Origin of the sequence: Geobacillus sp. B4113_201601 (genome assembly GCF_001587475.1) — a bacterium.
In the GTDB taxonomy this organism is placed as follows: domain Bacteria; phylum Bacillota; class Bacilli; order Bacillales; family Anoxybacillaceae; genus Geobacillus; species Geobacillus icigianus.
On the sequence record NZ_LQYX01000015.1, the window covers coordinates 1 to 14,954 of the forward strand.

The window sequence follows — 14,954 nt, forward strand, 5'->3', positions numbered from 1 at the left end:
TGATCAAAAAACAGCTCCATGTCGCCTAAGGGGTCCCCTGTTTGTCTCTTAGGGCATGGAAATTATTGTAATGAAAAATGCTCATCTACAGTTAATTAGAAAAACCTTGTCGCCTTGATCCTGTTTTTCATGTGTTCTCCTTGATGAAGCGAATGAGCGTTTTTTTGACCGACCTTCTATATAAGTTGAAATTTTGTTTTACATCCCACTGATTCCTCTCATATCAACTTGTATTTAGATGAAACCCTTAACAAAAAATGAAAATTCTTTATTACAACTTATATAGCCATGAAAAAATTTACGTCTTCATCCACCAACAGGTGCAAAGACAGCGACTAACGGAAACGTTCGCTATACCACACTTGGCGGCCCATCATGTTCTAGTCGAATGCCCTTCATCTTTCATAAAGTACAGATAGACGGAGGGCAAGCGATTGGTGAAGAGAAGACCATGTTGGACAAAACAGGGATGTCTTGACCATGCTTGAACATCCCTGTTTCATTTGTTATTGCTTTGTATGGGACGAATGCGGCAGCTGGCTCTGATATCCTTGAAACTGCTGGTACGTTTGCTGAAGCTTTTGGGCATCGGCCGCTTCGAGCTTGTACCACCCTTTTTTAAACATGAGTTCGTACAGCTCGCGTTGACAGTTTTGCGTTTCCGTAAAAATATTCATCATATCCTGATATAATGCTTGATGGCTTGCTTCATGCAAAAAGACGCTGTACGACAAGGTCATGTATTTTTCCGTCGCGAGCATATCGTTTAAAAAATCCCGCTCGTTCATTTGCGGCGTTTTCGGAACGGGCGTTTCCGGATTTTGCACTTGTTTCGTGTTCATTCGTTCTGCCTCCTTTCACATCACCGGTGGCTGCGGCGGATTTTGCAAGTGGCGCAATATCATGTCATAATGGCGTTCGTGCATTTGCCCGGCGCGCTCGATCGCCTGCGCCACTTCAGGATCGCGGCATTGCGCGGCGAAAAAGTGCGCTTTTTTCGCCGCCAGCAAGTTCCATGACATCATGTCGGCAAAATACATCGCGTCTTTTGTTGACACCATCTGCGGCGGTGCGGGCATCGCCGCCTGTGGATTCATTTGCGGCTGTTGCTGCATCTTCGTTTCGCTCCTTTCTCCTTCATTCGCTTTTTAGCGTGTCCGGTGTGTGGAAAATTATGCACATATAAAACATGAATGGCGAAGAAAAAACATATTCAATTGGTCGGAAACGTGGTACAATAATGATGGTGAATGCGTTTCCATACAAGGGGGCTTGCAATGGTGGAGCAGCTGATGCGAGATATGTTCTTGTTTCTGTCCAAAAATAAAACGTTGACGAAGCTGGCGAAGCGATACGGCCTCCGCTTCGGCGCTTCCAGATTTGTCGCCGGCGAGACGATCGACGAAGCGGTGCGTGTCATCCGCCAGTTGAACGAAAAAGGCTTGGCGGTGACGGTCGATTATTTAGGCGAGTTTGTCGACAATGAGCGGGAAGCGAATGAGATGGCGCGCCATTGCTTGGAAGCGATCGAGGCGATCAGCCGGGAGAAGCTGAATTCGCAGCTGTCGTTGAAAATGACCTCGATGGGGCTGGATATTTCCGATGAGCTCGTGATGCGCAACATGCGCCGCATTTTGGACGCAGCGAAAGAGCGCGGCGTGTTTGTGACGATTGACATGGAAGATTATTCGCGCTGCCAGAAGACGCTCGACATTTTTAAAACGTTGAAAAAAGAATACGACAACGTCGGCACGGTGCTGCAGGCGTATTTGTATCGGACGGAACAAGACATTGAAGATTTAAAGCCGTACCGCCCGAACTTGCGGCTTGTCAAAGGGGCGTACAAAGAACCGCCCGAGGTGGCGTTTCCAGACAAAAAGGATGTGGATGAGAATTTTAAAAAGATCATCAAGCAACATTTGCTTAACGGTAACTATACGGCGGTGGCGACGCATGACGATGCCATCATCGAATATACGAAACAGCTCGTCAAGGAATACAACATTCCAAACAGCCAATTTGAGTTTCAAATGTTGTATGGCATCCGCCCCGAGCGACAAATCGAGCTGGCGCGCGAAGGATATACGATGCGCGTCTACGTTCCGTACGGCACGGACTGGTACGGCTACTTTATGCGCCGGCTGGCTGAGCGGCCGGCCAACGTGGCGTTTGTCATCAAAGGAATCATCCGCAAATAAGAGAGGCTGGCGCATCGGCGTCAGCCTTCTTGCATGTTGTGCTTTTTGTACTGCTGGTTTTGGCTTGTCCGTTTGCCCCCGCCATCCGCTTCTACGGTCGGACCGGCGTTGCCTTTGACGCTCGCGGCGCTGACCCCGCGTTCGGACGGGTTCTTTTTCAAGCGGGCCATCGCGGTTCACCTCCTCGTTCTTAGTATGAGCCAGCTGTTTGCGGACGATGTGAGAAAAATGTGCGGCAAATAGGTTGCGAAAATTACTAACATACTATATATTTAGTTATAGATAGCGGTTTCAACGATATTTTTTTTCACAAAAAATGAATGACGATTCATTCAATGGTGTAAGGGGGAAGCGAAATGGCAAAACGCATTCGGCGCGCCGCGGTGCTAGGGTCCGGCGTCATGGGGGCCGGCATTGCCGCCCATTTGGCGAACGTCGGCATTCCGACGTTGCTGCTGGACATCGTGCCGCGCGAGTTGACGAAAGAGGAAGAGGCAAAAGGTTGGACGCTCGAGCATAAACAAGTGCGCAACCGCCTCGTTAATCAGGCGCTCGAGCGGCTGCTCAAGCAAAAACCGGCGCCGCTCATGTCCAAAGACAACATCGCTTTAATTGAAACGGGCAACTTCGAGGATGACTTCCACCGGCTCGCGGAAGTCGATTGGATCATTGAAGCGGTCGTGGAAAAGCTGGAAGTGAAAAAAGAAGTCTTCGCCCGTGTGGACGAGGTGCGGACGCCGGGGACGATCGTCAGCTCGAACACGTCCGGCATCTCGATCGCCGCGATGGCCGAAGGGCGCTCGGAAGACTTCCAAAAACACTTTTTAGGCACGCATTTCTTCAACCCGCCGCGCTATTTGAAGCTGCTGGAGATCATCCCGACGGAGCATACCGATCCGGCTGTGGTCGCCTATATGAAATCGTTCGGCGAAGACGTGCTCGGCAAAGGCGTCGTGCTGGCGAAAGATACGCCGAACTTCATCGCCAACCGGATCGGCACGTACGGACTGCTTGTTACCGTCCGCGAGATGATGCAAGGGGGCTACAGCGTCGGTGAAGTCGATTCGGTCACCGGGCCGCTCATCGGCCGGCCGAAAAGCGCGACGTTCCGCACGCTTGATGTCGTCGGGCTCGATACGTTTGTCCATGTCGCCAACAACGTATATGAAAACGTCGAAGGGGAAGAAAAAGAGGCGTTCCGCGTGCCGGAGTTGATGAAAACGATGCTTGACAACGGCTGGCTCGGCAGCAAATCCGGACAAGGCTTTTTCCTCAAGCAAGGAAAAGACATTCTCGAGCTGAACTACGTCACGATGCAGTACGAGCCGCGCAAAAAGCTGGTCACTCCGGCGGTGGAGATGGCGAAGCAGGCGAAAGGAACGGCCGCCAAGCTGCAAGCGCTCGTCTATGACGACGGCGACCGCGCCGGCACGCTTCTATGGAACATCATCGCGCCGACGCTTCTATATACGGCCGGGCTTGTCGGGGAGATCGCCGACGACATCGTCGCGATCGACCGGGCGATGAAGTGGGGGTTCGGCTGGGAGCAAGGTCCGTTTGAGCTATGGGATGCGATCGGCCTTGAAAAATCGGTGCGCAAAATGCAGGCGGAAGGGCGCGACATCCCGGCGTGGATTACGGACATGCTCGCCGACGGAGCGACCTCGTTCTATCAAACGAAAAACGGCCAGCTGTTCTATTATGCGCCGGGCGGATATAAAACAGTAGAAGAAAGCGAAAAAGTCATCCACATCCGCCGGCTGAAAGAAACGCGCGGGGTCATCAAGAAAAACGCCGGCGCAAGCCTCATCGACCTCGGCGATGACGTGGCGCTTTTGGAGTTCCATTCGCCGAACAACGCGATCGGCGCGGACATCGTTTTCATGATCAACGAGGCGCTTGAGGAAGTGAACCGCAATTACAAAGGATTGGTCATCGGCAACCAAGGGAAAAACTTCTGCGTTGGCGCGAACTTGGCGATGATGCTCATGGAAGCGCAAGACGAAAACTTTTTTGAATTGGAACTTGCCGTTCGCCAGTTCCAGCAAGCGCTTCTTCGCATGAAATACAATCCGAAACCGGTCGTCGTCGCGCCGTTTGCCATGACGCTCGGCGGCGGGGCGGAAGTGAGCTTGGCGGCTTCGCGCATCCAAGCGGCGGCGGAAACATACCTCGGGCTCGTTGAAGTCGGCGTCGGCTTGATTCCGGGCGGCGGTGGCAACAAGGAGCTGTACATCAAACGGTTGAACAGCCTGCCGCGCGGCGTGGACGTCGACTACGTCAAGATTGCGGCTGGCGTGTTTGAAACGATCGCCATGGCGAAAGTGTCAACATCAGCGGCAGAAGCGCGCGAACTTGGCTTCTTGAATCACCGCGACGGCATTACGATGAACGGCGACCATCTTTTGCATGAAGCGAAACAGGCTGTGCTCTCGCTGTATGAGGAAGGATACCGGCCGCCTGTAAGGAAGAAAGTGCCGGTGGCCGGCGAAAGCGGCTATGCGGCCATGCTGCTGGGCGCGCAGTCGATGTTCCATTCCGGCTACATCAGCGAGCACGATTTGAAAATCGCGAAAAAGTTGGCGTACGTCCTAGCGGGCGGCAACGTGCCGTACGGAACGGAAGTCGATGAGCAATATTTGCTCGATTTGGAGCGCGAGGCGTTTTTGAGCCTGATCGGCGAACTGAAGACGCAAGCGCGCATGCAGCATATGCTTGTGAAAGGAAAACCGCTCCGCAACTAAGGCGGGGACGATCAAGGGGGGATCGGCGTGAGAGAAGCGGTCATTGTCGCAGGAGCGCGGACACCGGTCGGCAAAGCGAAAAAAGGAACGCTCGCCCATGTGCGGCCGGACGATTTAGGGGCGCTCGTCGTCAAAGAGACGTTGAAACGGGCAGGAAATTATGAAGGAAACATCGATGATCTCATTATCGGCTGCGCCATGCCGGAGGCGGAGCAAGGCTTGAACATCGCCCGCAACATCGGCGCGCTCGCCGGGCTGCCGTATACGGTGCCGGCGATCACGATCAACCGGTATTGCTCGTCCGGCTTGCAGGCGATCGCCTACGCGGCGGAACGGGTCATGCTCGGCCATTCCGACACGGTCATCGCCGGCGGGGTCGAATCGATGAGCATGGTGCCGATGATGGGCCATGTCGTCCGCCCCAATGCCCGCTTGGCGGAAGAAGCGCCCGAATATTACATGTCAATGGGGCACACGGCTGAGCAAGTGGCGAAAAAATACGGCGTGAGCCGCGAAGATCAAGACGCGTTCGCGGTGCGCAGCCATCAGCGCGCCGCCAAGGCGATTGCGGAAGGCAAGTTCAACGAGGAAATCGTGCCGGTGGAAGTGGTGGTGCGCAAAGTCGAAAACAACAAACTCGTCGAAGAAACCGTCGTCTTTGCGCAAGATGAGGGCGTGCGTCCGGACACGAACATGGAGACGCTCGCAAAACTGCGTCCGGCGTTTGCGGTCAACGGCACGGTCACGGCCGGCAACGCGTCGCAAATGAGCGACGGGGCGGCGGCAGTGATGGTGATGGACCGTGAAAAAGTGGAGTCGCTCGGCTTGAAGCCGCTCGGCAAGTTCCGGTCCTTTGCGGTCGCCGGCGTGCCGCCGGAAGTGATGGGCATCGGCCCGATCGCCGCGGTGCCGAAAGCGTTGAAGCTTGCGGGCTTGGAACTGTCTGACATCGGCTTGATCGAGTTGAACGAAGCGTTCGCCTCGCAATCGATCCAAGTCATCCGCGAACTTGGGTTGGATGAGGACATCGTCAACGTCAACGGCGGGGCGATTGCGCTCGGCCACCCGCTCGGCTGCACGGGCGCGAAGCTGACGTTGTCTTTGCTTTACGAAATGCGGCGCCGCAACGTGCAGTTCGGCATCGTCACGATGTGCATCGGCGGCGGCATGGGCGCAGCCGGCGTGTTTGAACTGCTGTAGCGGACGGGTGGCCGTGGCCCGAAGGAGCGGCCCGGCTGCAAGGAACGTCCATTTCCCGGGCGGCGTTGCCGCCCGGATCATCAATCATCTTTTGAGGGAGGAAATGAACGATGGCCAAAACAATCGAAGAAGCGATCAAAGGCGGCAGCTTTCTAATTGAAGACATTCCGGCGGAGCGCGTGTTTACGCCCGAAGATTTCACCGACGAACATCAAATGATCGCCAAAACGACGGAAGAGTATGTCAACAACGAGGTGCTTCCGCAGCTTGAACATCTGGAAAATCACGAGTTTGACCGCTCGGTGAAGCTGCTCCGCAAAGCGGGCGAGCTCGGCCTGTTGAGCGCGGACATTCCGGAAGAGTACGGCGGCTTGGGCTTAGATAAGGTCAGCTCGGCCATCATTGCCGAAAAAATGGCGCCGGCCGGCGGCTTTGCGATTTCGCACGGGGCGCACGTCGGGATCGGTTCGCTGCCGATCGTGTTGTTTGGCACGGAAGAACAAAAACAAAAATACTTGCCGTATTTGGCGACCGGCGAAAAAATCGCCGCTTATGCCTTGACGGAGCCGGGCTCGGGTTCGGACGCCCTCGGCGCGAAAACGACAGCGAAGCTCAATGCGGAAGGCACACATTACATTTTAAACGGCGAAAAACAATGGATCACGAACTCCGGATTCGCCGATGTGTTTGTCGTCTATGCGAAAGTCGACGGCCAACATTTTACAGCCTTCATCGTTGAGCGCGATTTCCCGGGCGTTTCAACCGGTCCGGAAGAGAAGAAAATGGGGATCAAAAGCTCATCGACGCGGACGCTCATTTTGCAAGACGTACCGGTGCCGAAAGAAAACGTGCTCGGCGAAATCGGCAAAGGCCATGTCATCGCCTTTAACATTTTGAACATCGGCCGCTACAAGCTCGGGTTGGGGGCGGTCGGCGGCGCGAAGAGGGCGTTTGAGATCACGGTCAAATACGCCAATCAGCGCCAACAATTCAAACGTCCGATTTCGCAGTTTACGCTGACGCAGGAAAAATTGGCGACGATGGCGTCGCGCCTGTATGCCGCCGAAAGCTCGGTCTACCGCACGGTCGGCTTGTTCGATGAGCGGATGGGCTTGCTTGATGCCGAAAAAGCGAAAGATGGCAAAGAAGTGGCCAAATCGATCGCCGAATACGCGATCGAATGCTCACTGAACAAGTTTTTTGCCACGGAAGTGCTCGATTACATCGTCGATGAAGGCGTGCAAATCCATGGCGGCTACGGCTTTATGCAAGAATACGAAATCGAGCGCGCCTACCGCGACTCGCGCATCAACCGCATTTTTGAAGGAACGAACGAAATCAACCGCCTGCTCGTGCCGGGCATGTACTTGAAAAAAGCGGTAAAAGGCGAGCTGCCGCTGTTCCAAAAAGCGCAGCAGCTGCAGGAAGAGCTCATGATGATGGCCGCTGAAGAGCCGGGTTCGGGCGCGCTGGAACAAGAGAAATACTTGGTGCGCCAAGCGAAAAAAGTTGCCTTGATGGTCGCCGGCTTGGCGGCGCAAAAATACGGCCAGCGCATTGAAGAAGAGCAAGAAGTGCTCGTCAACATCGCTGACATCGTTTCGAACGTTTACGCGATGGAATCGGCGCTCTTGCGCACGGAAAAAGCGATTCAAGCGAGCGGTGAGGAGAAAAACAAACAAAAAGTGCTGTACACGCAAATTTTCTGCCAAGAGGCGTTCAATGAAATTGAAGCCCATGCGAAAGAGACGCTCGTCGCTGTGGAGCAAGGTGACACGCTGCGGATGATGCTCGCCGCGCTCCGCCGGCTGACGCGCCATACGCCGATCAACGTGATCGCGAAAAAACGTGAAACGGCCGCTGCGCTCATTGAAGCGGAACGATATGTTGTGTGAGCGTTGAAGCGGCGCGGTAAGTTGTGTGATAATGAGAAGTACCAGGTCCGACCTGGTACTTCTTGTCGTTTCGAGGAAACTGCAGGCAGAAGCGGACGGTTCGCTGCCTTTGGCCGCTTGTTCTCGCTGTTGGGAACGGGCGCCGCCAAACATCGGATCATCCGAGCGAATTCAGCGGAAAGGGGGAGGACGATGACGCTCACGCTCTATTGGTATCCAAAGTGCGGAACGTGCCGGAAGGCGAAAAAATGGTTGGATGACCACGGCATTGAGGTGCAAACGGTGCATTTGGTCGACGAGCCGCTGACGAAAGAGCAGCTCGCCGACCTGCATCGGAAAAGCGGGCTGCCGCTGAAAACATTTTTTAATACAAGCGGGTTGAAATACCGCGAGCTCGGATTAAAGGACAAGCTTGACGGCGCATCGGAAGACGAGATGCTCAATTGGCTCGCTTCGGACGGAATGCTGGTGAAGCGGCCGATTTTGACGGATGGCGAGCGGGTGATCGTCGGGTTTCGCGAGTCGGCGTATGAATCGTTTTTTGGACAGGCGCCGGCCGTGAATCGGTAATGAGTTCGCCATCCGGGCACGGCGGAACGGCAACAGTGAAAGGGGCAAACGGGGGTTGTTCCGCCGGTTCGGGCGGCCGGCGTAGACAACGGTTTTCGACAGGGCGGGTGCGAAGCCCAAAAATTTTTCGCCGGCCGAACAGACAGACGGTGAGTTTTCGCGGAAAATCGGTTATGATGAAGAGGAGCACACTTTTTTGTCGCAATGGAGGGATTCGATGAACACGCCAAAGGAACTTCGCTATACGAAAGAGCATGAGTGGGTGCGCGTCGAAGGCGAACACGTGCGCATCGGCATTACGGATTACGCGCAATCCGAGTTGGGGGATATCGTCTTTGTCGAACTGCCGGAAGTGGGCGCGCAGCTGAAAGCGAACGAGCCGTTCGGCAGCGTTGAGTCGGTGAAAACCGTCTCGGAGCTGTACGCGCCGGTCAGCGGAACGGTCGTCGAAGTAAACGAGGCGCTCAACGATCATCCGGAGTATGTCAACGAATCGCCGTACGAGAAAGCGTGGATGATCGTCGTGAAACCGAGCGACACCCGTGAGATTGACCAATTATTGACAGCGGAACAATATGAAGCGATGGTGACGGAAGGATAAACATGGCCGTCATTTTCGGCTCAATTCGGGCACCCTATACATATGGAAGAAATGAAACAAGGGGGTGCGAAAGATGGCGCTGCAATCGGCGCGCATCGATGTGACCGATCGGGTAATCGGCAAATGGAACGGCCGCACGCTTGATTTGTATGCGGAAGGGGAGCTGATCGGCCATGTTCCGCTTCCGGAGACCGTTCCGTTAAAAAGCGGCTATACAGTGCAAAATGGAAAAGTTTACAAAGACGTGACCGCTACCGTTGAGCCGGGGCAAAAATATGTCGACTGCGACGGGGAAGCGGGCTGGTGTTGAAAGGCAACGGTGGATGGCCGTTGCTTTTTTTCAACCTTTGGCTCGCATCGATCATACAATAGAGCACAACATTGGTGGAGTTAGGTGGGGCGGATATGCGACAAGTGGAAAAGGTGATCATCGTCGAGGGGAGATCGGATAAACAAAAGGTGGCGGCGGTGTTGAATGAACCGGTCGTGATCGTGTGTACGAACGGGACGATCAGCGATGCCCGCTTGGAAGAGTTGGCCGACGAGTTCGAAGGCCAAGATGTATACGTGCTTGCCGACGCCGATGAGGCGGGGGAGAAGCTGCGCCGCCAGTTTCGCCGCATGTTTCCCGAAGCCGAACATATTTATATTGACCGGGCGTACCGGGAAGTGGCGGCCGCTCCGCTTTGGCATTTGGCGCAAGTGTTGCTGCGCGCCGATTTTGAGGTGCGAATGGAATGGTTGATGAAGGGGGGAAGCGGGTGAACGCGATCGATCGCAATGAGCTCAGAAAAACGATCGAGAACGAGCCGCTTTTGGCGCTGTATTTGTATACCCCGCTGTGCGGCACATGTCAATTGGCGCGGCGGATGCTCGTGATTATCGAGCAGCTATTCCCGACGTTGCCGTTTTACGAAACGGATATCAACTATATTCCTGAGCAGGCTGTGGAGTGGCAAATTTCCAGCGTTCCATGCTTGCTTCTTTTTGTTGACGGAGCGATGGCCGACAAATGGTATGCGTTCCCTTCCGTCACCGATTTGTATGAGCAACTGCAAGCCCGGCTGCCGCGTTGACTGTCCCCCTTTTTTTGACTCCGTTTGACACATTTCTTGGGAAATGACAAAAACGGCGTCCGTTCGTCAACAGGCTGTCGAGATTTTTGTAAAGGATTCTTGCCCCCACATATGGAAATAGAGAACAAAGGACATGGGGGTGATGGTCAATGGAAGTGCGTGAGTTTGTGGAACGGTTCATCGAGCGGATGCAAATGTTGCGTCATTTGTTGCCGATTTTGCCGGACGAGCAGTTATGCGTTCGGTTTGAAAGCGACGGGGAGGCCGCTTCCGTCTTGCTTGGCAAAGAGCCGGCCATCGTTGAGTGCGAGAACGATGAACGAAACACGTTGACGGTGCGCGGTTCGAAGGAAGCGCTCGCCTCCTTGCTGAGCGGTGAGCTGAAGCTGCAGCAGCTCGTCCGGCTGCAAGAAGTGCACGTATCGGGAAGCTTCCGCCATTTATTGCTGCTGGAGTCGCTCCTCCATTTGGCCAAGCCGTATCGGCATGTTGGATAAAAAATAGGTTGACACGATTCGACATCCAATGATACAATCACATTCGTAACCAAATTGAATACATTTGCGTTGTGCTCTTATCAAGAGAGGTGGAGGGATGTGCCCAATGAAGCCCGGCAACCGTCAGCGCTTGCGCTGAAATGGTGCCAATTCACACAAAGCAGCCTGCTTTGAGAGATAAGAGACGGAATGGTAGACAATACCTTTCTGTTCTCCGCGGGCAGAAAGGTTTTCTTTTTGCGCTTGCTTGGGCGCTGGGCGTGAACAGCCCGCTTCGGCTGCTTGCGCGGGCGCGCTCGGCGGCGGGGCTTGCGCCTGCTGGCGAACGGGAAGCGCACGGCAAGAAAGGAAGGTGAAACGATGATCACCCTTGAACAGGTGACGAAAGTATACCAAGCGGCCAACGGTGCGGTGACAGCCGTTGACAACGTGTCGCTTGAGATTCGCGAAGGAGAAATTTTTGGAATTATCGGCTACAGCGGGGCCGGAAAAAGTTCGCTCATTCGGCTGTTAAACGGATTGGAAAAACCGACGAGCGGTCGGGTGATCGTCGCCGGCCGCGACATGGCGCGCGTGAAAGGTCGGGAGCTTCGAAACGCCCGTCAGGAAATCGGCATGATTTTCCAGCATTTCAACTTGCTTTGGTCGCGCACCGTCAGGGAAAATATCGCTTTTCCGCTCGAGATCGCCGGTGTTCCGAGAGAGGAACGGCAAAAGCGCGTCGATGAGCTCATCCAGCTTGTCGGTCTCACCGGGCGGGAAGAGGCGTATCCGTCGCAGCTGAGCGGCGGGCAAAAGCAGCGGGTCGGCATCGCGCGGGCGCTCGCCAACAATCCGAAAGTCCTGCTTTGCGATGAGGCGACGTCCGCCCTCGATCCGCAGACGACGGACGCGATTTTGGATTTGCTCGTTGACATCAACAAGCGGCTCGGGCTGACGATCGTGCTCATCACCCATGAAATGCACGTCATTCGCAAAATTTGCGACCGCGTCGCGGTGATGGAAAGCGGCAAAATCGTCGAACAAGGCGACGTGCTGCACGTGTTCCGGAACCCGCAGCAGCCGATTACGAAACGGTTCGTCAAGCAGCTGGTCGAGCCGGAGGAAACCGAAGAAGCTGTCTCGCATCTGTTCGGCCACTACCCGAACGGGGTGATCGCGCAGTTGACGTTTGTCGGCGCCGCCGCTGGACAGCCGCTCATTACGCAAGTCGTCCGCCAATTTGCCGTTGATGTCAACATTTTACAAGGAAAAATTTCACAAACCCATCAAGGCGCCTACGGCGTGCTGTTTGTGCACATCGACGGGGCGGCGGATGAAATCGGTCGGGCGCTCGACTATATTCAAGACCAACAAGTGGCGGTGGAGGTGATTCACGATGCTCGCTAACCTCCTGCCGAACGTGCAATGGGAAACGATGTGGGCGGCAACGGTCGAGACGCTGTACATGACCGGCATGGCGGTCGCCGCCACGTTCGTCCTCGGAGTGGTGCTTGGGCTGCTGTTATTTTTAACGGCAAAGGGAAACCTATGGGAGAACCGGCTGGCCAATACGGTCATCGCGGCGTTCGTCAACATTTTCCGCTCCATTCCGTTCATTATTTTGATCATTTTGCTTATTCCGTTTACGAAATGGCTCGTCGGGACGATGCTCGGCGCCAACGCGGCGCTGCCGGCGCTCATCATCGGTGCGGCGCCGTTTTACGCCCGCATGGTTGAGATCGCCCTCCGCGAAATTGACAAAGGGGTCATTGAAGCGGCGCAGGCGATGGGCGCCTCGACGTGGACGATCATTTGGAAGGTGCTTTTGCCGGAATCGTTGCCAGCTCTTGTCTCGGGGATTACCGTCACCGCGGTGTCGCTTGTCGGCTATACGGCGATGGCTGGCGTTGTCGGCGCCGGTGGACTTGGGAATTTGGCGTATTTGGAAGGATTTCAGCGCAGCCATAACGATGTGACGTTTGTCGCGACCGTGTTGGTGCTTGTGATTGTCTTTGTCATTCAGTGGATCGGTGACATTGTCACTTCCAAAATAGATAAACGATAAAAGGAGGAAAAAATCGATGAAAAAATGGCTTGGCGTGCTGTTCGCTTCCGTCTTGGTGTTCGCCTTGGCGGCTTGCGGCGGCAACAACAACGCCGCCGATGAGGGTGGCAACGGCAAATTGGTAAAACTGAAAGTCGGCGCCTCGAACGTGCCGCATGCGGAAATTTTGGAAAAAGCGAAACCGATTTTGAAGAAAAAAGGCATTGACTTGGAGATCATTACGTTCCAAGACTATATTTTGCCGAACAAAGCGTTGGCCGACAAAGAAATTGATGCCAACTACTTCCAACACATTCCTTATTTAGAGTCGCAAATGAAAGAGCATGGCTACCAATTCGTTAACGCCGGTGGCATTCATATTGAGCCGATCGGCTTGTACTCGAAAAAATACAAAAGCATCGAAGAGCTGCCGGACGGCGCAACGATCATCATGAGCAACTCGGTCGCCGACCACGGCCGTATTTTGTCGATGCTGCAAGAAAAAGGGCTCATTAAACTGAAACCGGGCGTCGATAAAACGAAAGCGACGGTGAACGACATCGTCGAAAATCCGAAGCATTTGAAGTTTAAGGCCGATGTCGACGCTGGGCTGCTGCCGCAAATTTACAAAAACGGCGAAGGCGATGCGGTGCTGATCAATGCCAACTATGCGCTGGACGCCGGCTTGGATCCGGCGAAAGACCCGATCGCTGTGGAGTCGCCGAAAAACAATCCGTATGTGAACATTGTCGCCGTGCGCAAAGGCGATGAAAACCGGAAGGAAATCAAAACATTGGTCGAAGTGCTGCAATCGAAAGAAATTCAAGATTTCATCAAAGAAAAATACCACGGTGCCGTCATTCCAGCGGCGGAAAACAATCAATAACGGGAGCGGTTCGCTCCCGTTATTTTTCGTCAGCGGTTCTAACATGGCAACGGGCGGAGAAATGGTGAAGCCGTGCAGCGCGCGACAACGGCCGGTCAGCGGCTTGAGCCCTCCCGCTTGCGCCAAGGGCAGTGCTCATCGCCTAGAAGGCCGGTGAAAAACCGCTGACACACCAATTGGAGGCGTATTTTCATTCAGAAAAGAAAGCTGATTCTGTGAGGTTTCTCTCATTGAGAAATGGATGGAGCTTAGCGGTATTTTTGCACGAAATCACCAGCCTCCTAGATGGCGATGATTGAACCGGCTGCGGCCGGCACAAAAAACACCGGCCAACGCCGTGGCGGTCTCCTCCTTTTTCCGATATGATTCGCCGTTTAATTTGCCGTTCCTGCATGCATACTAACAGCAGAAACGGACAAAGGAGGAAAACGAAAATGAACCACGTCACACCGTCATCGGTCGAATCGGCGCTTCGCCACTACAAAGAAGGGCTCGGGGCGTTCACCCAAAAACTCCCGAACGTAGCGGAGCGATTTAACGCCTTTACGGAAGCGTGCTTTGCCGAGGGGGCGCTGTCGAAAAAGGAAAAGCAGCTGATCGCGCTTGGCATCAGCTTGGCGACGCAAGATGAGTATTGCACGATTTACCACACGAAAGGATGCCTTGATGAAGGGGCGTCGGAACAAGAAGTTTTGGAAGCGTGCGCGGTGGCGGCGGCGTTTGGCGGCGGGGCGGCGATGAGCCAAGCGGTGACGCTCGTCCAAGAATGCCTCCGCGAGCTGCGCACCGCCCATTAAGACTCCGGTGACGGGGTCTTTTTTAGTGAGAAGATCAGTTGGTATCTCCTGTAAACCGAGAAAATCGGCAATTTGAACGGGTCTTTTTTAGTGAGAAGGTCGGTTGGTGAACGAAGCGGGGGCCTCGCCGATTGGGTTCGCGCTTAGAAGGCTGGTGAAAAAACGCTGGTTCCTTTCATCAATGGGAGAATGAGCGAAAAGCAGGACCGATGTAACAAGATTTTTCTAATTGAGAAATAACATTCGTAAAGCGGTATCCACGATTCAATCACCAGCCTCTTAGAAGGCCGGTGAAAAAACGCTGTTTCCATTGCGCGTGGGGGGGACGAGTGAAAGCAAGATGGATGGGCAGTCGGCCAACGGAAAAGAGGGCGGACGTTGAACCGCTCCGGGGCTAGCGGCGGGGAGATTTTGCCCGTTCTTTATGGCAAATGCTCGTACAAACGGGCATTTTCGTGTAAAAT

Annotated in this window: 17 protein-coding genes and 1 riboswitch; of the genes, 14 read left to right on the plus strand and 3 right to left on the minus strand. The window is 54.4% G+C overall.

The window, feature by feature from the left end:
- Positions 1-506: 506 nt before the first annotated feature.
- On the minus strand, positions 507-842 hold the full coding sequence (locus B4113_RS02200) for a spore coat protein (protein WP_033018545.1): 336 nt from the start codon (positions 840-842) through the stop codon (positions 507-509).
- Between the two features lie 15 nt (positions 843-857).
- A complete protein-coding gene (locus tag B4113_RS02205; protein ID WP_033018548.1) occupies positions 858-1,115 on the minus strand; it encodes a hypothetical protein in 258 nt (85 codons plus the stop codon).
- A gap of 165 nt (positions 1,116-1,280) precedes the next feature.
- On the opposite strand from B4113_RS02205, the gene B4113_RS02210 reads away from it, so the two are divergent.
- Complete coding sequence (locus B4113_RS02210; protein ID WP_033018587.1) at positions 1,281-2,198, plus strand: proline dehydrogenase family protein; 918 nt, start codon at positions 1,281-1,283, stop codon at positions 2,196-2,198.
- 20 nt (positions 2,199-2,218) lie between these two features.
- On the opposite strand, the gene B4113_RS18400 is transcribed toward B4113_RS02210, so the two are convergent.
- Positions 2,219-2,368, minus strand: coding sequence for a YuzL family protein (locus B4113_RS18400; RefSeq protein WP_081897172.1), 150 nt, complete (start codon positions 2,366-2,368; stop codon positions 2,219-2,221).
- A gap of 186 nt (positions 2,369-2,554) precedes the next feature.
- On the opposite strand from B4113_RS18400, the gene B4113_RS02215 reads away from it, so the two are divergent.
- The 13 genes from B4113_RS02215 to B4113_RS02275 all read left to right on the plus strand — a co-directional run bounded on the left by B4113_RS02215 (position 2,555) and on the right by B4113_RS02275 (position 14,490).
- Positions 2,555-4,942 (plus strand): 3-hydroxyacyl-CoA dehydrogenase/enoyl-CoA hydratase family protein, encoded by a 2,388-nt coding sequence (locus tag B4113_RS02215; RefSeq protein WP_033018549.1) that lies wholly within the window; start codon positions 2,555-2,557, stop codon positions 4,940-4,942.
- Between the two features lie 27 nt (positions 4,943-4,969).
- Positions 4,970-6,142 carry an acetyl-CoA C-acetyltransferase gene (locus B4113_RS02220; protein WP_033018550.1) on the plus strand — a complete coding sequence of 391 codons (1,173 nt, stop codon included), beginning with the start codon at positions 4,970-4,972 and terminating at the stop codon, positions 6,140-6,142.
- Between the two features lie 110 nt (positions 6,143-6,252).
- Complete coding sequence (locus tag B4113_RS02225; protein WP_033018551.1) at positions 6,253-8,037, plus strand: acyl-CoA dehydrogenase family protein; 1,785 nt, start codon at positions 6,253-6,255, stop codon at positions 8,035-8,037.
- Between the two features lie 192 nt (positions 8,038-8,229).
- Positions 8,230-8,607, plus strand: coding sequence for an arsenate reductase family protein (locus B4113_RS02230; protein ID WP_033018553.1), 378 nt, complete (start codon positions 8,230-8,232; stop codon positions 8,605-8,607).
- Positions 8,608-8,824: 217 nt separating this feature from the next.
- The gene (gene gcvH / locus B4113_RS02235) at positions 8,825-9,208 is read left to right on the plus strand and encodes a glycine cleavage system protein GcvH (RefSeq protein ID WP_033018554.1); all 384 of its coding nucleotides are present in this window, start codon (positions 8,825-8,827) and stop codon (positions 9,206-9,208) included.
- A 73-nt stretch (positions 9,209-9,281) separates the two neighbouring features.
- Positions 9,282-9,518 carry a YusG family protein gene (locus B4113_RS02240; protein ID WP_033018556.1) on the plus strand — a complete coding sequence of 79 codons (237 nt, stop codon included), beginning with the start codon at positions 9,282-9,284 and terminating at the stop codon, positions 9,516-9,518.
- A gap of 95 nt (positions 9,519-9,613) precedes the next feature.
- Positions 9,614-9,973 carry a toprim domain-containing protein gene (locus B4113_RS02245; protein ID WP_033018557.1) on the plus strand — a complete coding sequence of 120 codons (360 nt, stop codon included), beginning with the start codon at positions 9,614-9,616 and terminating at the stop codon, positions 9,971-9,973.
- Positions 9,970-10,284, plus strand: a complete 315-nt coding sequence (locus tag B4113_RS02250) for a thioredoxin family protein (RefSeq protein WP_033018558.1) — start codon at positions 9,970-9,972, stop codon at positions 10,282-10,284. Before B4113_RS02245 ends, B4113_RS02250 begins: the two co-directional genes overlap by 4 nt.
- 149 nt (positions 10,285-10,433) lie before the next feature.
- Positions 10,434-10,781, plus strand: a complete 348-nt coding sequence (locus B4113_RS02255; protein ID WP_033018560.1) for a hypothetical protein — start codon at positions 10,434-10,436, stop codon at positions 10,779-10,781.
- A gap of 74 nt (positions 10,782-10,855) precedes the next feature.
- A riboswitch (SAM riboswitch) is annotated at positions 10,856-10,965 on the plus strand.
- A gap of 176 nt (positions 10,966-11,141) precedes the next feature.
- Positions 11,142-12,170 (plus strand): methionine ABC transporter ATP-binding protein, encoded by a 1,029-nt coding sequence (locus B4113_RS02260; RefSeq protein WP_033018562.1) that lies wholly within the window; start codon positions 11,142-11,144, stop codon positions 12,168-12,170.
- Positions 12,160-12,828, plus strand: a complete 669-nt coding sequence (locus tag B4113_RS02265) for a methionine ABC transporter permease (RefSeq protein WP_033018567.1) — start codon at positions 12,160-12,162, stop codon at positions 12,826-12,828. The genes B4113_RS02260 and B4113_RS02265 overlap by 11 nt, the downstream gene beginning before the upstream one ends.
- A gap of 16 nt (positions 12,829-12,844) precedes the next feature.
- Positions 12,845-13,693: a MetQ/NlpA family ABC transporter substrate-binding protein gene (locus B4113_RS02270; RefSeq protein WP_033018569.1), complete on the plus strand. Its 849-nt coding sequence runs from the start codon at positions 12,845-12,847 to the stop codon at positions 13,691-13,693.
- Positions 13,694-14,127: 434 nt separating this feature from the next.
- Positions 14,128-14,490, plus strand: coding sequence for a carboxymuconolactone decarboxylase family protein (locus B4113_RS02275; RefSeq protein ID WP_033018570.1), 363 nt, complete (start codon positions 14,128-14,130; stop codon positions 14,488-14,490).
- Positions 14,491-14,954: the final 464 nt, after the last annotated feature.